The following is a 20,722-nucleotide window of genomic DNA, read 5'->3' on the forward strand; positions in this document are numbered from 1 at the left end:
GTTATGAACAAGGAAATAAACTTATCCACTCTGATCATCGGTTACGGCAATCCCGGCCGCCAGGACGACGGACTCGGTCCCGCCTGCGCGGATCGCATTGCGGAACTCAATCTGGCTGGCGTCACCGTGGAAACCAATTACCAGCTCACGGTGGAAGACGCCCTGGAACTAAGTCGTTTTCAGCAGGTCGTGTTTATCGACGCCAGCCTGCGCGGCGGCAAACCTTTTTTTCTTCAGCAAATCGAAGCGGACGACGAGTGTCCCATGAGCAGCCATGTGCTGTCGCCGCAAGCGGTTGTGACCCTGTCCCGCACCTTGTTTAGCGCCAACACGGAAGCCTTCCTGATGGGCATTCGCGGTTATGCTTTCGATCACTTCGAAGAAGCGCTATCGCCCGAAGCGCAACATAACCTCAATCAGGCTTTCGACTATCTGGCGAGCTGGTTGCAGAGCAGAGAGAAAATTCACGGTCATGCATGAGTTGTCGATCATGGAGAACGTCGTGCAACTGATTGAGGACAGCGCGGCAAAGGAAGGTTTTCAACGAGTGGTCAAAATCGTACTGGAGATCGGCGAACTGTCACATGTCGAAACCAGCGCCATGGACTTCTGCTTCAGCGCCGTCGCCAAAGGCACGGTTGTTGAAAACGCCACGCTGGAATATCTCTCCATACCCGGCGCAGGCCAATGCCCACACTGCCGCCAGGCCACCCCACTCCACCAACTCTACGATCCCTGCGCTCATTGCGGTGGGTTTGGCGTACAAGTCACCGCCGGCATGGAAGTGCGCGTGCGCGGCGTAGAGGTGGAATAAACCTAACTCCAGCGAAGTATCAGCAAGCTCATGGAGCGTTGTTGCGACGCTGGGCGTGAGTTTCTGGATTAAAGTTCGTCGACAGGTACTCCAGAATCAGGTTGCGTAATTCCGCATTGAGTTCCGGCATGCCCTGTTCTTCCTGCATCCAGGTAAGCACTTCATCCCAGCTTTCTTTGCTCAGCCCCTGCTGTTTCACCAGCGCGAGAGAATGACAGGCGCCGCACAACGCGCCGGCTTCCTGCGATCCAGGGCCTTCCGGCCAGTCGGCGCCGAATGGAGACTCCGCGCCGCTTGCATAAGTCGTCAGGCTCAATGCGCTGGCGAAGAAGAGAGGAGTCAGCGTTTTTATTGTCATGGTTTTTCCTCTTTTTGAGGAGGATTAAAGACGTAAATATCTGGGTTAACCAGGGTTACATAAGCACGCCGCTGGCTCTTCTTTCCAATGAGAGAAAAGCCAGGGCGCTTATGTCAGCATCCAAACATCATTGGACGCTAACCACTATCCCGGATCAAACGTCCACGATCACCGCAATACGGTGCATGCTGTTGTTCAGGTACCCTTTCGGATTCCAGTTCACAGCGAAAGGCTGCATGTTACCTTTGTCATCCGTGGCTCTGGCCCAGATTTCGTAGTAGCCGCGGGTTGGGAAAGTCACTTCCGCATACCACTCCTGCCAAGAGAAGGGATTGGGTGGCGCTTTCAGGTCCGCCTGCACCCAGGTAACGCCGAAGTCATAAGAGATGTCCATGCGCTTGACCACATTATCCCCCGCCCAGGCATGACCGTGCACTTTCAGGGTGCGCGTCTTGATGGTCTGGCTGGTCTGCGGCGTGGTGATCAGGGATTTGACCGGCATGGACTCAATGATTTGGTAGTCCTCGTCCGCGACATGCGTTCCTGGCGCCACAGGGAATTTTGGCACGCGATAGGAAGATCCAGTCATTTTGGGGCCGTCATGCACCACATCCCGCAACTGGATTCGGCTCAACCATTTTTGCGAGGTGGAGCCCGGCCAGCCCGGACAGATCGTACGCACAGGGAAGCCATGTAACGCCGGCAGAGGCTCGCCGTTCATCGCATAGGCGATGATGGAGTGAGGGTCCATCGCCTTGGAAATGGGCACGCCTCTGGAGATCGGGGTTTTGCTGGGATCGCCGGACAGATGCCCGTCCAGACTATGATGCGCAGTGTAAATTGCTGACGGCTTAACACCCGCCGCCTTCAACAGATCCGCATAACGCACCCCAGTCCACTCTGCGTTGCCGATAGCGCCCACTGTCCATTGATTGCCTTTCGCCGGAGGATTGAACGCCGCGCGTCCATTGCCGCCGCACTCCAGTTGCAGCTTCAACGTGACCGGCTTGAACTTGGACTTGAGTTCGTCCAACGTCAATTCCAGCACTTTCTCCACTTCACCGTCGATAGTCAGTTTCCAGTCAGACGCGTCCATACGACGTGCGATATCCGGCACAACGCCATTATTACGGACAAAATGTCGGCTGGTGGGAGTGACAGCGTCATCAAGCAGGTGAGCAGGGGTTTCAGCGTTGATTGGGCGGTCATTCAACAGAGTCAGTCCGTCTTTACCGCTGAACAGACCAATTTCCGTATCTTCCGCCATGGCGGCGGGTATCAGCCCAGAGGGAAAGTTACGATGAAAAGGAATCGCCATTCCCAGCATCGCCCCCATAGCGCCCAGGCCGGCGCCTTTCAGAAAACCGCGTCGATCAGAGTGAGCGCGTCGCCCAAACACCAGATAATCCGCGCGCTCTGGATCGTCCGCGTACAACTCATACAGCCCCCGTTCTTTCTTATCATCCGTCATGGTGGTTCCTCACTTTTTTATGTCCCTTGCCTAGGGTGGTTTTATTAATTGGAAGCGACGCTCATTTACGCTCAAGCGGCGCGGAAAACGCCAGGAAGGCTTTTCCGCACGGCCGGTCTGGTCCGCCTAGAGCGTTTTATAGTATTCGTCGATTCCTCCGGCCATGAAGTAGTAGGAAGACACGTTCTGCTTCTCCAGATAGTACTGCAGCCACCGGATCTGCTTGCCCGCTTGATCGTAGATCAACAGCGGCACGTTACGTTTCTTCGCCTGATTAATGTAACGGTCGATCAAATCCGGACGGTCCAAAGGCGCGCGCTTTTCACGCATGAAAAAGATGGCGATGCCTTCTCTTTGCTGCTTGTCGCGTACATCCAGGACAATGCCATCGGTTTTAATGATTTTATCTTCAAACTCCGCCACGGTGATCGTGTGCGCCTTGAGTTTGTCCTTGCCGATAAGCCGTCCAGGATCGCCCAGGATTTCGCCAAACAGGTTGGTGTCTTGCGGATACGCTTTGGCGTAATCAAACACTCCAGCGTCGTAGACGATGACGTTCTCAATGCCGTATTTGCGGCATTTACTGGCGGCTTTATAGGATTTGAGACAGGTTTTACCGTTGCAATATAACGCCAGCTTCTTGCCGGGATGCTGCTTCTGCAGCGCCTGCATTTCTTCGGCGAAGTTGTGGGATGTGTATGAGACGTTGAAAGCGCCCTTTATGTGCAGCGTGTTGTACTCATAGTCCGTGCGTACGTCGACGGCGACGATTTCGCCAGCAGCCAACTGCTGATAGAACTCCTGGAGTTCAATGAAGTCTACGGCCGGATATTGGCGACGACCGGGAAACTCGTCTTCTTCCGCATGGGCCGAGAGAGTGAAAAGAAGAAATACAATATATGCCAGATTGCGTGGCGAACATGTAAACATCTTATGACGTCCTTTGTTATAAAGCTGTTTATACCGAACTTATGTTTGCAAACATCAAGCGCGAACAGGCGAATCGTCAGGCTTGCTTTCCTCAAAGCGTTGGAGCGGCGCATTTTGCGTAGCAATACCCGCACAGACTCTGCGTCTGCGCAGCGAAAACGCCGGAGAATTATCCGAACCGCAGTGAGTCCAAGATAGCCTTACGGGCTAAATGGTCAATCTGGAGAAGCTTGAGTGAGCGAAACAGGTCAGGGACAAGGTCGAGAGTATTCTGTCCATGGGCAAGTCCATCTATATCCTCGTTTTCCATTAATAAAAAGCGCGCCGCTCACAGAGCTGCACGCATCCGTTATGATTGCAGAGAAGCGAAGCCACGTCATCTAACGTGATACTTCGTGGCGAACATTAATAAAACAATTGATGCGTGCAGATCAACAGAAATAACCGAATTTATTGAGATTAACACTGTTAAGTAACATTTAAATCAATTCTGAAACATTTCTTTACACTACTACCTGTTTTTCATCGATTTCCCACGTTATTCCCAACATTGAAAAAGCGCCTCTGACGCAGGCTAAACACCAACATCAGAGGCGCTTTTGTTTATGTATGGCTAACGCCAAGCTTGATGGCCGACAAAACACAAGTCAGCCCGCCATACTTTTTCAGATTAAACAACTCAAGCTGTATAGTGCGCGTTTAGTTGTTCGTGGTTTCTTTTTCGTAAAACCTAATATTACTGAATAAACTATAGCCTGTTGGTGACGCTACGTCGTTATCACGGATAAAGGTTAGATACCGGTATTCACCACTAAGGTATTCGCCGACAGGTATTTCATAGTGCTTTACCTTCTTATCGTTAGGGTAGTTATCGAAGTCACGAATACCGGCTTCAGCATTTTGAGTGCCAGAGAGTTTAAATGTTGCATTTTTATTATAGTAGTTTGTATTAGCAAAGCCGATTGCTTCAATCTCAGCTTCCACATCACCGACATAATCAAACTCCAAGACTGTGTCAGGTGTGATAGTGTATGGCGCTTCAATTTTCTTCCAAGCATTTCCTGTTAGTTTAATGCCTAAATCATCATATCTATCTTCAGCCACCCCCTTGTCTTGAGCGAGATCATAGCTTGTATATTTCTCTTGCGGGAGTTTAAATAGAGTTGTATTTTTGTATATGTAATCGTAAACGTCTATTCTCAGGTTATCCAAATAGAATACTGTTTCTTCGGAAAATCCACTATTTGACCACCCGAGAAGATAACCTTTGTCTATATAATTTCCGAATCCAGAATAATTATTCAAGCCTGATACAGCATAGTAAACACTACCATTTTTCCACCAAGTTATTTCTCCATTACTTTTCCCTTCTTCTGAAAACTTAACATGAACCTTATAGTTAACCCATTGCCCTGCATCAGATAAATCTATGATATGGTCTGTAGTTGGCCACTTATGATTATCATCATACTTTCCTGGCCCAAGGTGGTAATCCAGTTTAGAAGCGCCTTCCTGCAGTAGTGATGGGTGATACTCGAAAGCTGCAGAGTTATTAGACTCATAAGAGCTGTATATACCAGACCACAATACTAAAAATTTATTATTATCTTGCCTTTTATTCGCATCAGCCACGTGATCTTGTGTTCGATGATAGAAGTTTTCTGGGATAAATAGATCATACTGAATCGTCAATTCAGAGGTTCCAGCAGGTATTTCAAAGCGCTGCTCTGAGCTTGAATCTACAGCATCAGGAGTACTCTTATACTCAAACTTCATTGAATAGTTCCCGTCCTTCGGCCTTTCATTGCTCACTGAAGGATTACTGGGATTTCCCCACCAGCGAAAAACCGTCACGCCATCAATAACGATAGGGTCATAAGTCCTCATGCCTAATTCAAAATCCTGTTCAATAACGAAATGATGAGGTGTCGGCGCAGGCGCCGCCATAGCAGGCGCAGCAACAAATGTGGAAAGTGCGGCTGCAGCCAGGTAAGCGAACGGTTTCTTGGGATTCGTCGATATCATATAAACTCCATATTTCCTTGATAATTGCATAGCGAAATAGTGCCTTCGCCATAGATCTGCAGAGATGAATGGGTTGTGACGGACTGCGAGAAAGCAGTCTCTGGAAGGACGCCAGATCCGGCGTATCACATTGTTTTTTATATAACTTATCTCTGCAGCGCTTAATTTACACGTTAAAACGACAGGCTATAACCTGGGGCGAACCCTATGCCGCACACAAGGAAGATGGCAGGAATATTGACCCTGTTCATGACAGTTCAGGAGCAAGGCATTAAACTAGGCGGGTCTGACCACATTTGGATATTTCCTGCATGTCTCCCATTTTTATTGGCATCACCGGAGCCTCCGCATCCGGCAAGAGCCTTTTATCCGTCACAATCTATGACGAACTGAAAGAAGAAGTCGGCGCCCACCACATCGGCATTATCAAAGAAGATTCTTACTACAAGGACCAAACCCACCTTTCCATGGAGGAAAGGCTGAAGACCAATTACGATCATCCGTCCGCATTCGACCACGGCCTGTTAGTGCGCCACATGGACCAGCTCAAGGAAAAGCGCGCCATTGATGTGCCGGTCTATGACTACAAAGAGCACAACCGAGCTAAAGACTCGATCTCCATGGAGCCGCGTCGGGTCATCATCATTGAAGGCATTCTGCTGCTGTCGGATAAAAATATCCGCAGTCGCCTGGACACCAGTATTTTCGTCGACACGCCTCTGGATATCTGCCTGCTGCGACGTTTGCAGCGCGATATAGAAGAGCGTGGCAGGACCATGGAGTCGGTCATCAAACAGTACAAATCCACTGTCCGCCCCATGTTTCTTGAGTTTGTAGAACCCACTAAGCAATACGCTGACATTATCGTCCCCAAAGGCGGCAAAAACCGCGTCGCCATTGAGATGCTGAAAGCCCGCATCAAGCAGCTACTCGCTTGATTTTGAAGGATCCGTTGTCGTGTCGGCGACGCCAACGGGTCCTAACGCCAACTTTATCTTCCTCTCGCCAGTCTCAAACGTGAGTATTTCACAATTCCTTTGCGCCGCATTGCGCTGCCCGCATATCGCTCCGGGTTTAAGCTCTGTCTTCAGGGGTTGTTAAGCGGGAGTCTCCGCTTTACGTCCGCCCCCGCCTGACAATACAACCGCAAAGGAGAGACACGATGTCCGACACAACGAACGATGTATCCGCAAGCACTCGTCCACAAGCCAGCGAAAGCGATCGCCGCACCTTCCTTCGCAATGCCGCGTTGGTGACCGGCGCAGCCTCTATCACTAGTTTTTCAGGCGTCGCTTCCGCCGCGGACGACAGCGGCGTATCCCGCGACCGCAAAACTGTCAGCGCCTCATTCGATCCGCAGTACGAAGTCAGCATTTGGGACTTGCAGAATATTCTGGAGCAGATTTTGAACCAGTCAGGCTGTCCTACCTGCGGGTTAGTCGGCCTGGATCTGCGTCTGGGATTGGATCCTGTTGTAAAAATTCAATCCAAGATTCCTGTCAACGTCACTCTGTATGGCGGATAAGCGCCAATTACTTCGGCCGGTCCGGGACTGCCGGGCCGGCGGGACAGCAGCCGGAGCCTTTGCCATGAAAGCTTTATCCTCTTTGCCCAAGTTGGGCGTCGGCATTAACTATCAGCCGGAGTTTATTCCTCTTCTACGCGGCTGTGAGGACATGATCGACTTTATTGAAGTCAGTCCGGACATCCTGTGCCAGGAGTATTGGGACGGAGCCCAACGACGCACCGGCTTTAGCCCTGATCGGCTCAGCGCAGTCATCGAATGGTGTCGACTGTATCCCGTAGTGGTGCATGGCCTCGGCCTGTCGATAGGCTCAGCCAGCGGTTGGAATCAAGACTACATCCGTATTCTGGATGACTTTGCGGACGTGCAGCCATTTCCCTGGCACAGCGAACACCTGGGATTTCTGCAAATACGCACAGCGGATGGCGTCGATTTGCACGCTGGCGTGCAATTGCCCGTACCGTTTACGGAAGAGGCATTGGACATCATCTGTCCGCGAATAAAGGCGATCCAGCAGCGTTACCAAACTCCATTTCTATTGGAGAACACCACTTATTATCTCCCCAATATGCCAAACGACGCAGGCATAGACGAGATCGAATTTCTCAACCGCATCACTGAGCGGACCTCCTGCGGCCTTTTGCTGGACCTCTATAACCTTTACTGCAATGCCGCCAATTTCGGATTTGATATTTATGAAGCACTGGGGCGTCTTGACCTGAGTAAGGTGGTGGAGATTCATGTGGCGGGCGGGGCAATCCACGAAGGCCTGCAGCTGGACGTGCACAGCGACGAAACGCCGCAGCCAGTGTGGGAGTTATTGGACTGGACCCTGCAGCGCGCGCCTAACGCCAACGCCATTATTTATGAATTGCTGGAGCAGGCGCTGGATATCGTCGGCGAGCGGGGCGTTCAGCAACAACTGCAAACAGCTCGGGAAATCTGGCTGCGTCATCGCCAGCCAGTAAAAGAGGAACGCCGCTATGCCGTTACATGATCTGCAAATAGCAATGGTGGAAATGATTCACTCCCACACTTCCGCTTGTCCCGAGAAACTGGACTGCAAGCGTTTGGATCTAAATGAAGCAGAACGCGCCTGGTTGCATGAACTCAGTGAGTCCAAGGGATTTCAAGTCACCTGTGACGTGCAGAAATGGTGGCGTAAAGCCAGGTTGCAAATCGCCGCGCCACTGACCTTACGCCTGCTTGAGCGGCTACAGTTACAAGCGTTGGTGGAGGAGTACATTTGCGCCACGCCTTGCCGTTCACTTTATTTCGTACCTGAGGCGATGGCGTTCAAAACTTTTATCTGCGAGCACACGGCGGACCCTCTGCTACAGGCTCTAACCGTGTTCGAATGCGCTCTGAAGGCGATTCACGAATATCGGCTTTCTCCCGTCAGCCCCATGGAAACGAACAGCAACCGTTGTCGCAACTTTTCTGTCGTCATCGCCCCCATGTCACAATTGGTCGAGTTCCCGGCTGCGCCTGAAAAGCTGCTCTGCGCCCTGATATTGAATCAACCTCTGCCCACCGTCGACGGCGCCCACCCGGTTCTGGTGGGGCCTGGCGTTAAGAAATACTGGCGCGCCGCCACCGCAATGGAAAAAGGCGTACTACATCAATGCGCGACACCGCAGTCTCTGGACAGTCTGCTGGAGAAAGGACCGCATAATATTCGTGTGGTGGAAAGATTGGTCTCCGAACGGGCTTTACGATTGGTTTAAACGAAAACGCCGGCGCTAGGCCGGCGTTTATTGAAGGTAACAAACCTTGGGATTACATAGGCGTAGGTTCCGTCAAGAACGAGAATTTTGCCCTCACCAATCTACGCCAGTTACTACCATCTTCTGAGCGCCACGTATCGCCGAGAGGAACCATTTCCGTTGGACTGGATCTTCCGCCAAATACCCATAGCCGCCCACCGAAGACGACCGCCTGATGGGAAAATCTTGCAGTAACGGCGGGAGCATCTATAGACGTCCACGTTTTACCATCTACGGATGTCCAAATGTCGTTGAACACGGCGAACTCATAACCCTGACCGGCGATAATCCATAGCTTCCCATCGTGCGCAAATAAAGTGTGGTTTGTCCTACCGCTGAAGGGGGCCTCACCCACCGCCAGGATTGGCGTCCAGTTAACGCCATCGGTAGAGGCCCACACATCGTTTTGCAGCAATCTGCCTCCTACAGCATCCGCCACCAGCCATAGCTGATCATTATTTACAGCCATTTGGTAGTCGCTGCGCAAGCTCACACCTTCGATGTCACCTTGCAATATCCACTCAAATCCATCGATGCTTCTCCACATAGAGGGGAAGTCATCCCCGGAAGCATAGCCGATAGACCACAATGCCCCCTGAAACACTGCAAATCCTTGCGCTTCCCTGACTCCAAACGCAGGCGTAAGGGAGTGCTTTTGCCAAGTTACGCCATCAGAGGAGTACCAAATCACACCTTCGTTATAAACAAACAGCTTACCGTCGAAAACAACGGCCTTGTGCTTGCTCATCCCTCCTGACTCAATAATCGCTCTCCGGGTCCAAAATACGCCATCGGTAGAATTCCAAACCTCAGCATTGGCTACAGTGACTTCACCGTCATACGCCATTCCGCCAATCATCCACAGAGACCCATTGAACTCAACAGTCTGATGATCATAGCGACGCGGAAGAGCGGCGCGCACAGTCTCCCCTTCACTCCCTGAGTCCCCGATTCCTGGTTCAATAGTGGCTGACGAACCACTTCTTTCGCCATGCAACAACCAGTAATAGGCGGTTCTGTCGAGCAAAGCCGCATTCTCCGTCACGGTATCGCTATTAATCAGCGTCATAGCGCCATTTTCACACAGACTGTAATTGGCGATGTCGCACCCTGCGTCGGTAGAACTGATTAGCGACAGGTCGCTGACAGAACTGTCTGCGCCATAAGTCAGCTGTACCTGCGTATTTGTTGCACCCACAAAAGCGGCGGCGCCTACGCCAGTCTCTATCGCAGAGATTCTGTATTCAAGCGACACAGGATTATGATTTGCATCTCCGGCTTTGGTCGCAGTTACTACAGCGTCGCCAATCCCAACGATGTTGAATACGCCGTCACCTGCGGCGGCGATAGCCACATCTGCATTATCAACGCTGTATGTGATAACGCCCACTCCGCCCTCGACGGTGGAAGCGGGGTTATTGACGGCGTCTTCTACGTATGCGTATACCGGCCCCGCATCCAAGAAAGCAATCACCTGGTCCTTCTTGGCCACTGTAATCGTATAGCTGGCGGTGGCGGCTTCATAGGTCGCGTCCGCTTCCTTAGTAGCGGTGATCGTCGCCGTTCCGACCCCCACAAATTGCACTACAGCGGTTTCGCTATTGACCGTTGCAACGCTGGTATTGCTGGAAGCGTAAAGAACTGCGCCGGTTCCTGGCGCGCCGTCTTTGATGGCATTAGTCAGAGAACCGCCATAAACGCCATCCAGAGGGCCTGGCTGCGTGAAGGAGATGGTTTGCGTTTTCTTGCTGACATTCAGCGAATATTTGGCGCTGGCGGCGTTGTGATTCGTATCCCCCGCCTGTGTCGCCATAATAGATGTGCTTCCAACACCCAGCGCCGTTACCAGACCGCTTTCCGCATCGACTGACGCAATGGCGGAATCACCAACGCTATAGGTCACTGCACCAGTAGACGTACTGGTGGCTGCATTGGTCAGGGTCTCTCCAATAGTCAGGCTCAATGGACCTGCGCTGCCGAAAGTAAGGGCAGGCGTCTTCTTCGCCACATTGATGGTGTAGCTGGCTTCCGCGCTCTCATAGTTGGCGTCCGCCGCCTTGGTGGCGGTAATCACCACGCTGCCGACACCGACCATTGTCACTTCGCCTGTAGCGCTATTTATCGTCGCAATGCTTTCGTTACTGGAAGCATATGTAATAGCGCCTGAACCTGGAGCCCCGCCGGTAATCACGTTAGTGTAGGTGTCGCCATAGATGGACTCTACGGGGCCCGGCGTCGTAAAGGCGATGCTCTGCACGCCTTTGCCAACAATAACCTTATAGCTCACGGAAGCCGCATTATAGTTGGCGTCGCCAGCTTTGGTGACGGTGATCTGGGCTTCGCCTACGCTGACGGCGTGCACTTCACCGGTTTCCCTGTCCAGTTCGATCGCCGTTTCCGCATCAGCGCTGTACGACAACGCGCCAGTGCCACCCTCAACCACAGTCACGCCATTGGTCACGATGTTGCCAACATTGGTTTCGATAGGCCCTGGGTTTCTTAACGAAAGCGTCTGAGCCTTCTTGTTGACAGTCAGGGTGTACTTGGCGATTGCGCTGCTATAGACGGCGTCGCCCGCCTTTTCCGCCGTAATCACAGCAGAGCCGGCGCCAACAAGTTGTACAACGCCGCTTTCGCTGTTAACGGAAGCCACAGAGCTATTGCTGGAAGAGTATGTTACGGCGCCGCTGCCAGGAGCGCCTTCTGCGACTGGATTATTAACGGTTTCCCCATAGACTCCTTCTACTGGCCCGGGATTTACGAACGCAATACTCTGGATTTTTCTACCCACCGAAACCGAGTAAGTGGTCGTCGTCGCTTTATAGAGATCATCATCCGCTCTGACTACCGAAATATGCGCATTGCCCTCGCCAACGAACGACACAAGGCCTGTTTCAGCATTCACGGTGGCGACCTCGGTATTGTCGCTGGAATAAGTCAGCGCTCCAGAGCCTTTATTACCCAACAACGTATTGGTATAAGTTCCGCCAATCACGCCCGCCACGGGGCCAACGTCTTTGAAAGACAGATCCAGTTTTTTTCTGTCCGCTTCTATAGCGTAGGTGGCGGTCGCCTCCAGATAGACATCATCCGCCAACTGCGTGGAGGTAATGACGGCGCTTCCCACTCCCACAATCGTCACGACGCCGCCTGAAGTGACGCTGGCGACGGACGTATTGCTGGATGCGTAGCGCACTTCGCCAGAGCCAATGCCTGTTGCGATGTTAGTGAAGGTATCCTCATAAGCGACAGCGTATGGCCCAGGGGTTGCGAAAGTAACCGCGCCAGGCCGCTTTTCAGCGACAACGGTATACGTCGCCTGCGCCGCTTTGTATTCAGAATCCGCCGCCTTGACGGCGGTAATCACGGTAGAGCCTGCGGACTTCAGTTGCACTACGCCGGAGGAAATATCCACGGTTGCGATACTTTCGTCAGCGGTCGCATAAGTGACTGCGCCGCTGCCTGGCGCCGACTCCTCGTCGATCACATTAGTGAGGCTGGCGCCGATCAAACCGGTTAAAGGGCCGGCGGAAACAAAGGCGATATTCTGTTCTTTCAGTTCCGGCGCGGTATCCATTCCATTACGAATGACCACCGTGCCCACTGCCGAAGCGACCACGCCATTTTCCGTGGCGGTAATACGAACGGTAAAGGGCTCGTCCGCTTCTTCATCTTCGTCATCAATGATTTCAATGGCGATCGCCTTCTCGGTCTCTCCGGGCTCGAAGGTGACAGAGCCGGAAGCGGCGACATAATCCACGCCACTGGCGGCGGCGCCATCCTGGGTCATGTATTGCACCGTGACCGGCTCATTAGAGGCTCTGTTCAGGATCAGTTTCAAAGTCGCCTGACCCGCCGCCTCATCAACGCTGGAGCCGGTCACCCGCACGAAACTGGCGAGAGGTTCCACCACAATACTGGCGATATCCGAACTTTCTTTGCCCTTGGTGTCCTTTGCCGTCAGTTTAAAACTCAAAGTCTGGGTTTTAGTGACGTCAGGAGCCAGAATCATATTGCTCAGGCTGTTAGGCGTGGACAGATAAACCGTCGGCCCGGACACCTGAGTCCAGGTAGTGCTTACAATTTCAGCGCCTTCCAACGCTTCCGCCGTTCCTGCGAGAGACAGCACGACATTGGGGTCGGCATACTGATTGCCGCCGGCGCTGACTTTAGGCGCTGCGCCAGAGTCGCCGCCCGGCGTGGGCGAGCCAGGATCCGTAGGGTCTGTAGGTTCCGTCGGCGTCGCGCCGCCATCCGTCGCCGGCGCGTCGTCCGTCGAGCTGGAAGAGCCGCCGCAGGCGGACAGCGACAGCAGTAATATCAATAATGAGAAAAAGGATAGGCATTTCTTAAGCATGACTGACTCCCTGTTATAGCTCGTATCTCACGCCGGTCTGCACCTGATAGGCAGTGAGATGCTCGTATCCGAATATCTGCTGATATTCCAAAAACACTGACAGGCCATGAGGCAACACAGCCGTGGCTCCTACACCGGCCTGATAGAACAGCGACTCTTCGGAGTCCGCTTGCAGATTAAAGCGATTGTTCGGATCAGGGTCGTAGGAAAAGCGTCCCGTCACCGCATCGCGGTCAGAATGAATCTCACTCAGAGCGCTAAGCTGGAAGGAAGGAATCAATACACCCCAGTCGCGACTGATGGCATAGGTTCCCTGCACACCCGCCGCCAGCGTCAACTGATCAATACGTTGCTCGCTAAGGGTCATATTCAGACCGCCTGCGCCATTCTCGCCGTAACCGTCGATGTTGCTGTTCAGATAATCTAAACGCACATAGGGGCTCAGTGTCAGCGCATTGTGCGACCACTGCCATTCCGCACGGGTATTGAAAAGGAATTGGTCGCCGCTGGTATTACCGACAGCAGTGACGTCGACATCGCCAGTGGGATCGGAGTAGGCGATGCGACGTTTGGAGTCAAAACGGGTCGCGCCGTACCCCATCTGCACGTCAAAACTGAAATCGCCCACGAAATAGCTGGCGTAACCGAGGAAAGTATAAATATCCGTATCCAGTTCTCCGCCCTGGTTGGCGTAATCAACGCCCGTATGAGTCCAACCGAAGGCGCCGCCGACAAACAAATCCCGACGCAACGCGTAATCTGCGCCCAGGGTCAGCACTACGCCGGAATAGTCATAGCCGTTTTCCAGGCCAGTTTTATCGTATTCACCGCCTTCTCTTTGAATATTGGCGAACACGCCTACTCGCGACCAGGGGCTGGATTCTTCACCCGCTGCACCGCCGCTGGCGGCACCATTCCAGGCCACGCCATTTAAAGAGAAGCCCGTTGCGCCATTCTGCAACAGTTTCTGACGCTGGCTGACTGCGCTGCTTTGCGAGCGGCTGGAGGAGGCGGAATTACGCATCTGCGAAGAGGTTTCTTCCGGCGCGATCTTATTCAGCGCTTCCGCCACCAATTCAGGGTTATTGATGCCTAACTGGGAAAGCCCTTCGCATCGGGCCAACAGCAGACTGCCGCCGGCGGAAATTTCATCATCCGTCTGGGAGTTCAAGCTGCTACAGGCGCCCTCAAAGGCTTGCGCGACCTTGCGATCGTTGTCTCCATCAGCCAAAGGCGTCACGGAGCTGTCGACGACGGTGACGGTGACCGTGGCGGTAGAGCGGGTAGCGGGTTCCGCGTCGTCTTCAATGACATATGTAAAAGTATCAGTGCCGATAAAGCCTGAATTGGGGATATAGCGCACGCTGCCGTCCGCATTGGCGGTGGTGGAGCCGTTATCTGGCGAACCAACGCTAACCAGTCTGATAGCGTCGCCATCGGAGTCAAAGTCATTCGCCAGTACATTGATGGTGAGCCTGCTGTCAGAGGCCATAGTGCGCGAATCATCCACTGCGCTGGGAGGAGTCGCCCACAATGACTGCGACACAATACATGAGCCCACGAGAATGGCGCTTCTGGAAGTCAAACCGGCATGCAATACACGAGATACGAATCTGATCATCTGACACCCTGATCTAAAACTATTTGTGGTGGCGGCGCGCGCCCGCAGAAAAACCCGCCCTAATTGGCGCAGCCTCATCGTGCAGGGTGGAAAGTGAGTGTGAACTGAAATTGTGATTATTTTGAGGGCGATAAAGTGATTAACCCTTCAACTTCCGTATTGTCACCACACTCCGTAACCGATTGCTTAAACCGGCTATAGCAACCGCCACTTTTAAATTAGTGGCTTTATCAATCACCTATAGCGAGGGATTGTATGCAAAGGCGTCATAAAAGTTAACGAAAATTTACATTAACTCTACAGAAGCGGGATTAAAAATGACAGGAATGGGAAGCGGTTCTCTCAAGGCCGATGAATACGAGCCTGACGGAGGGTTAAAACGTGACAGAAAAAGGCGCCCGAGCCGGGCTGAAATAAAAAGCGCGGCTTCCATGCCGCGCTTCCGCATCAGATGCATCCCTTGCCGTTCCTTATGGCTCGTTATTCATCCTTGTTGCTTCCCTGCATCGTGTCCTTACGTCTCATGTGTGTCCCTACGCTTTCTATATTAGTCAGCCGCCCCGAGTCGCAACAGGCTACATATCCGCTATCTGTTGTAAGACATTCTCTCATTGTCTTGAGACATGTCTCACCCTCGCCGGGCCATTTCTTACAGCGCGATCGTAAGCCTCTGTTTTTCATCTATAACGCAGCCGTCTGAGGGGCGGGCTCCAGATAGTACAACTTCCTCAGCGGGCCGCCTACCGGGCCGTCAAAGGGGTAGCAGGTCGTCAGCACCAGACGCGGCGACATAAAGGAAGATGCGGAGTCCGTTCCGGGCAACGCCAGCATCACTTCATCGGCATTCACCACCTCGGAACCGGTAACGCTGAACTCCAACCATTGGCCGGCTGGCGTCTGCCAGCGCACGACATCGCCCTCACGCAGATCGCGCAGCGCCAGAAAATGAGTGTCGCGGTGACCGCTGACCACGGCCATGCCTGGTTCGCCCACTACCGCGCTGGCCTCCATATGAGCCGGGCCAAACGCCAGATTGCGTCCACTGGCGCCTTCCAGCACCACCCAACGCGCCGCCAAACGCGGCGCCTCCATGAGCCCCACCGGATAAGTATCCGCCCAGGGCCAGGGTTTGTAAGCCACAGCTTCATCACTTGAGAAAGCGCGGGCCGCCAGAGTATCCCGCCACGCCTGCTCCAGAAGTATTTGAGCGAGCCAGGCCTTGGCCTGGATATATCCGCCGCCGCCCAGACTCACGGCGCCGACAAGTAGAAATATCAACGCGGCAGCGCGCTTCGACAAAGTCATACGCGCCTCCCGAAGCGATGCTTACGATGTCTCAGCTCCCGTAAATCCCTCCAGCCCAACAAGCCCGCCACCGTCAGGCAGAATACGCCCACATGAATCATCAGCGGCGAAGCGGTCGCTGTTCTGGGCATACGCGCCATGTTCGGAGACAGGCCCTGCGGCGCCAAATTGGGAATCGCATCACTCTCCAGCTCACTGTTTCTAGGACGCGCCGGCGTCTCCTCCACCGCGACAAAGCTGGTGTAGGGGCTCATCAAAGCGAAATCCAAGGCCAGCGGCAGCACGGTGTCTCGCACACTTTCTTCAGACTCCCCCATGCTTTTGCGATCCAGCCAGTGGTCAATCTTGTGACGCGCCCAAGCCCGCGCCACCCCTTGACTCGGCGCCGCCTGTTGCAGGTCCAGACTGCGTAACCACAGTGGCTGTTCGTCCTGCAGCAATCCCACGCCGTATCCCTGGATCGAGGCGGGTAGCTCCGACATCCCGGCGCCGTCTTCTACTTTAAACAGCAGTTGCACCGGCTCGCCGCGATACAGATCAGGAATCGCCACAGGATAGACTTCAGCGTTCGGCGTCACTGGGGTCTCCAGGCGCACATCCCGCAACGCCGGTTGCCGCAAGGCGTCGCTCAACTCCGCAATCTTGAGGCTGACTTCCGATGTATCGTTGATGTGGCTATACGCGCCCCGGCCGAATTGCGCCGCCTTACGCATGAAAAAGCGATTGGGCGATGGTCCGATGCCTACGGTGAACAAGCGCGAGTCACCCAGCTGCTGATCAATCTGCTTGAACAGCGCCATTTCATTGCCAACGCTACCGTCAGTCAAAAACACAACCTGACGCACATAGCCTTCCGGAGCCGCATCGCTCAGAGCGCGATCCAGAGCCTCAGCGATTTCAGTGCCGCCATCAGCCTTGAGATCCCTCACAAAGCGCCGCGCCTGTTGCAGTGCGCGTTCCTGAGCGGGCACTGCTTGTGGAAACAGTTTGCGGGCGCTGGAGTTGAACTCAATCACATTGAAGCGGTCTCGCGGCGTTAACGTATCCAGCGCTTGCAGCAACGCCTCACGCGCCTGCTGAATAGATACGCCCTCCATGGATCCAGATGTATCAATCACCCAGACCAACTCTCGTGGCAGACTCAAGCCTTCATCAGAAAACTGCGGCGGCATCAACAACAACTGCGCGTATACATCATCGCCCACCACCTCTTTGAATAGCGCCGCCTCCGGCTCCGCCCCCTGGCGCACCCGCCAGGTCAGCGTGAAGTCCCGATCCATGGGAATGTTTTTATTCGACTCCAGAGACACTTCGTAACCATTGGTTTGTTGCACCCATTGAATGCGGTGCGTAGCGCTCTCAATTGACTCCAAAGGCAGGCCGGGGTTCAGATGCACGCGGATACGCGTTTGATGGGAAGGCGTGGCCAAATCCTCCGCCATAATTGTCGGCGGCGTGATTTCCGGGGCATCCGCCACCTGATCCGTCGCCGGCGCCCAGCCGCTGTCGTTAATCAGCGTGCGCTCATGAGAGCGCAACTCGTTGCGCAGACGGGTTTTATCTTCTTCGGACCAGGCAGGCGCCGCTGACGATCCCGGTATGTAACGCGGCGTCACCGTCAACGGCAAAGCCAAAGAGAATGCGCCAGAGCGATAGCTGATATTCTGCTGATAACGCAGCGTCAGGGTGATCATCTCGCCAGGGCCAATGTTCGCCAACTTATGGGTGAACAGGTTCGGTCGCTGCTGATGCACAACCGCCGCCCTTTTTCCGTCAGCTTTCGCCTGTTGATACACTTTTTCGGCTTTCTGCTTTTCTTCGATCTTGCCGATAATCCGCCGGTCTCCCACCTGCATCTCCATGCTGAATACCGCAGCGTCCTCCGGTAATGGGAACACGTACACCGCCTCCCGCCATTGCTGAGAGTCATTACGGAATGTTTGCGTCATCTCCGTCGTGGCGATCAGGCCCGCCACATTAGCGTCGTAGCTGGTGGACAAAGTGACGGCGGGAAGATAGTTCGGTGAGGAGGCGTCGTTTTCCAGGAAGAACAATTCCCCAGAGCCGACATCAGACCAGTCGCCATTCACCGCACGGGCGAGGCTGGTCCAACAAAGCGTCGATAAGAGCAAGGCGAAAACCATCCATCTTCTATACAAGGAGGCATGGACATAGGTTGCGTTTAGCATGCAGGCGTTCCTTTTTTTCTTTTAGAGCGAAGCGTGCGTGCAGTATGTGGCTCACAAAAGGCGGCCACCGGGCCAATTAAGGCATGGGAAAGGATGAATTATGACGAATTGTGGCGAGGGGAATAATGGCCTGGAGAAAACTTCAAGTTCATGTTTTTGAACGTAAAAGAAAAGGCGCAGCTCCTTGCCGCGCCTTTTGATTTTGATGCCTTCCTGATCCTTTCCTTTTGACTAAGATCGTCCTTGTCGCCTCCTTGCTGCGTTTCCTTACTTTGGCATCCGTGTCCCTACGCTTTCTATACTAGTCATCTCGCCGTTTGGGAGATAGCCGACTTGTCTGCAAAGCGTGTGAGATATCTCTCAAGCGCCACCCATAAAACCTAACCCAAAGTGTCTATTGCGGGATTGGGGACCTGGGTCTAGGATTTTTACTGTTAAAGCCCTTCGATTCGGGCATTTTTTTGAAATCAATTTGAAAACGTTTTCAAAAAGACAAGTGTCTAGACTAAACATCCTGCGTAGCTTAGGAAATTAGTCAGATACCACTGTAATACCAATATATTTCATGACTCAGGAAAGACTGCGGAAGAGACGGAAAAAGATGCGTTACGCGCAGGGAATTCATGAGATGTGTTGAAAACATTTTCATATTCACCGCTCCTCTCGATATTTCCATTGATCAAGGGCGACCAGGTGATAAGGAATCTTTTATGAAAGGAAAGCTATTAAAAAGACTAACCCGCTGCAAACCGCGCCGGTTACTGCTGGGCTGTCTGGCGGCGACGCTGGCGTCACCGGGCGCTTACGCCGGTTTCCACGTGCACGAAGGACAGTTGTTGGATGGCTTCAACAAGCCTTTCGTTATACGCGGGATCAACCACCCTCATGTCTGGTACGCCTATCGCACGGAGCAAGCGTTAAACGACATCGCCGCCGCAGGCGCCAACGCTGTACGCATCGTCCTGGGCTCCGGCCACCAATGGCCCAGCACTTCCGCCGAGGAAGTCGCGCGCATCATCGCCAAATGCAAAGCCAGAAAAATGATCGCCGTACTGGAGGTGCATGACGTCACCGGTTATGGCGAAAAGCCGGAAGCGGCGCCATTGTCCGCCGCCGTGGATTACTGGCTGAGCATTCAAGACACCCTCATGGGCCAGGAAGATTACGTCATCATCAATATCGGTAATGAGCCCCTGGGCAACAATGTCCCCACCACCGCCTGGGCGCAGATTCACAAAGAAGCGATCCAGCGTCTGCGCGATGCGGGCTTCACCCACACGCTGATGGTCGACGCTCCCACCTGGGGTCAGGACTGGCGGGAAACCATGCTACAGCAAGCGCCGGACGTCTTCGCCGCAGATCCGCTACAAAACCTGGTGTTCAGCGTGCATATGTATCAGGTGTACGCAGAGCGCAGCAAAATCGACAATTATCTGTCCACCTTCGTCAATGTTCACAAGTTGCCATTGGTGGTGGGAGAGTTTGGCGCCGATCATCAAGGGGAAGCAGTGGATGAAGCCGCCATCATGGAGCTGGCGGATTTTTATCGCATCGGTTACCTGGGCTGGTCCTGGTCGGGCAACAGCGGCGGTACGGAATCACTGGACATTACCCATGATTTTGACGCCAGCCGCCTGACTCCCTGGGGAGATTTCCTCATCAACAGCGCCTACGGCATCCGCGCCACCGCCAGGCCAGCCAGTGTTTTCACCGGCGGAGAAACCGGGCCACAGCCCCCTAAAACGCTTCCTCAGTCCCTGCAAGTCACACAAGGACATTCTCTCGACATAGCGCTTTTCGGCAATGATGCGGACGGGGCTGTCTCCTCCTTTCAAATCGACGCCCAGCCCCGCCACGGCATGCTCGTCGGCGCCGACCGTTTCTGGACTTACACTCCCGCGCCCGGCTTTGTCGGCGAGGATAGCTTCACCTACGTCGCTTTTGACGAAGACGGCTTAAGTTCGACTCCCGCGCGCGTGGACATACGCGTGGAAGCATCCCCTGACGCCAAAGCCAGTTGCGACTACAGACTCGTCAATGAGAGGGGCGCCGAGTGGGGCGCCGGTTTTATCGCATCCATGCGCATCACCAATACAGGCGCAACGCCCTTGCATGGCTGGGAAGCGGGCTGGGCCTACGAGGACGAAACCCGCATCGTCAACGTGTGGAACGGCAAGTTATCCGGCGAGAACCCTTATCACGTCTCCAATTTGAGTTGGAACGCGGTGATTCCTCCTGGGGCCAGCGTGGAGTTTGGCATGCAGGGCGTCAAAGGCGACGCCGCCAGCGTACCTCGCGTCATCCAGTGCGGATCGAGCTAAGGCATGCGGCATTTTTGCTGGTTTCAATTTGTGGCGGCGA

General features: G+C 53.7%; 15 protein-coding genes. 7 read left to right on the forward strand and 8 right to left on the reverse strand.

The window, feature by feature from the left end; all coding sequences use genetic code 11:
• Positions 1 to 3: 3 nt before the first annotated feature.
• Together O5O45_RS24860 and hypA are read left to right on the forward strand one after the other, a co-directional pair.
• The gene (locus O5O45_RS24860) at positions 4 to 480 is read left to right on the forward strand and encodes a hydrogenase maturation protease (RefSeq protein WP_305902010.1); all 477 of its coding nucleotides are present in this window, start codon (positions 4 to 6) and stop codon (positions 478 to 480) included.
• Entirely contained in the window at positions 473 to 814 is a 342-nt protein-coding gene (gene hypA / locus O5O45_RS24865) for a hydrogenase maturation nickel metallochaperone HypA (RefSeq protein ID WP_305902011.1), read from the forward strand. The genes O5O45_RS24860 and hypA overlap by 8 nt, the downstream gene beginning before the upstream one ends.
• Before the next feature lie 28 nt (positions 815 to 842).
• Here the strand turns inward: hypA and O5O45_RS24870 are convergent, their stop codons facing one another.
• The 4 genes from O5O45_RS24870 to O5O45_RS24885 form a co-directional block, all read right to left on the reverse strand.
• Positions 843 to 1,172 carry a hypothetical protein gene (locus tag O5O45_RS24870; RefSeq protein WP_305902012.1) on the reverse strand — a complete coding sequence of 110 codons (330 nt, stop codon included), beginning with the start codon at positions 1,170 to 1,172 and terminating at the stop codon, positions 843 to 845.
• Between the two features lie 154 nt (positions 1,173 to 1,326).
• Positions 1,327 to 2,643 carry a sulfite oxidase gene (locus O5O45_RS24875; protein ID WP_305902013.1) on the reverse strand — a complete coding sequence of 439 codons (1,317 nt, stop codon included), beginning with the start codon at positions 2,641 to 2,643 and terminating at the stop codon, positions 1,327 to 1,329.
• Between the two features lie 126 nt (positions 2,644 to 2,769).
• Entirely contained in the window at positions 2,770 to 3,573 is an 804-nt protein-coding gene (locus O5O45_RS24880) for a rhodanese-like domain-containing protein (protein ID WP_305902014.1), read from the reverse strand.
• A gap of 699 nt (positions 3,574 to 4,272) precedes the next feature.
• On the reverse strand, positions 4,273 to 5,598 hold the full coding sequence (locus tag O5O45_RS24885; RefSeq protein ID WP_305902015.1) for a hypothetical protein: 1,326 nt from the start codon (positions 5,596 to 5,598) through the stop codon (positions 4,273 to 4,275).
• Between the two features lie 311 nt (positions 5,599 to 5,909).
• Here O5O45_RS24885 and udk point away from each other — a divergent pair, with 311 nt between their 5' ends.
• From udk to O5O45_RS24905, 4 genes are all read left to right on the forward strand, one after another.
• The gene (gene udk / locus O5O45_RS24890; RefSeq protein WP_011394096.1) at positions 5,910 to 6,536 is read left to right on the forward strand and encodes a uridine kinase; all 627 of its coding nucleotides are present in this window, start codon (positions 5,910 to 5,912) and stop codon (positions 6,534 to 6,536) included.
• A 224-nt stretch (positions 6,537 to 6,760) separates the two neighbouring features.
• Entirely contained in the window at positions 6,761 to 7,123 is a 363-nt protein-coding gene (locus O5O45_RS24895; RefSeq protein WP_305902016.1) for a hypothetical protein, read from the forward strand.
• A gap of 64 nt (positions 7,124 to 7,187) precedes the next feature.
• Positions 7,188 to 8,120 carry an MbnB/TglH/ChrH family RiPP precursor modification enzyme gene (locus O5O45_RS24900; RefSeq protein WP_305902017.1) on the forward strand — a complete coding sequence of 311 codons (933 nt, stop codon included), beginning with the start codon at positions 7,188 to 7,190 and terminating at the stop codon, positions 8,118 to 8,120.
• A complete protein-coding gene (locus tag O5O45_RS24905) occupies positions 8,107 to 8,850 on the forward strand; it encodes a hypothetical protein (RefSeq protein ID WP_305902018.1) in 744 nt (247 codons plus the stop codon). Before O5O45_RS24900 ends, O5O45_RS24905 begins: the two co-directional genes overlap by 14 nt.
• Before the next feature lie 52 nt (positions 8,851 to 8,902).
• Here the strand turns inward: O5O45_RS24905 and O5O45_RS24910 are convergent, their stop codons facing one another.
• The 4 genes from O5O45_RS24910 to O5O45_RS24925 all read right to left on the reverse strand — a co-directional run bounded on the left by O5O45_RS24910 (position 8,903) and on the right by O5O45_RS24925 (position 18,361).
• Complete coding sequence (locus O5O45_RS24910) at positions 8,903 to 13,246, reverse strand: Ig-like domain-containing protein (protein ID WP_305902019.1); 4,344 nt, start codon at positions 13,244 to 13,246, stop codon at positions 8,903 to 8,905.
• Positions 13,247 to 13,259: 13 nt separating this feature from the next.
• Positions 13,260 to 14,867, reverse strand: a complete 1,608-nt coding sequence (locus O5O45_RS24915; RefSeq protein WP_305902020.1) for an autotransporter domain-containing protein — start codon at positions 14,865 to 14,867, stop codon at positions 13,260 to 13,262.
• A gap of 681 nt (positions 14,868 to 15,548) precedes the next feature.
• Positions 15,549 to 16,172, reverse strand: coding sequence for a class GN sortase (locus tag O5O45_RS24920; protein ID WP_305902021.1), 624 nt, complete (start codon positions 16,170 to 16,172; stop codon positions 15,549 to 15,551).
• Positions 16,169 to 18,361 (reverse strand): marine proteobacterial sortase target protein, encoded by a 2,193-nt coding sequence (locus O5O45_RS24925; RefSeq protein WP_305902022.1) that lies wholly within the window; start codon positions 18,359 to 18,361, stop codon positions 16,169 to 16,171. The genes O5O45_RS24920 and O5O45_RS24925 overlap by 4 nt, the downstream gene beginning before the upstream one ends.
• A 710-nt stretch (positions 18,362 to 19,071) precedes the next feature.
• Between O5O45_RS24925 and O5O45_RS24930 the strand changes: the two genes are divergently transcribed.
• On the forward strand, positions 19,072 to 20,682 hold the full coding sequence (locus O5O45_RS24930; protein ID WP_305902023.1) for a cellulase family glycosylhydrolase: 1,611 nt from the start codon (positions 19,072 to 19,074) through the stop codon (positions 20,680 to 20,682).
• Positions 20,683 to 20,722: the final 40 nt, after the last annotated feature.

The organism is Hahella sp. HNIBRBA332 (assembly GCF_030719035.1).
Classification (GTDB): domain Bacteria; phylum Pseudomonadota; class Gammaproteobacteria; order Pseudomonadales; family Oleiphilaceae; genus Hahella.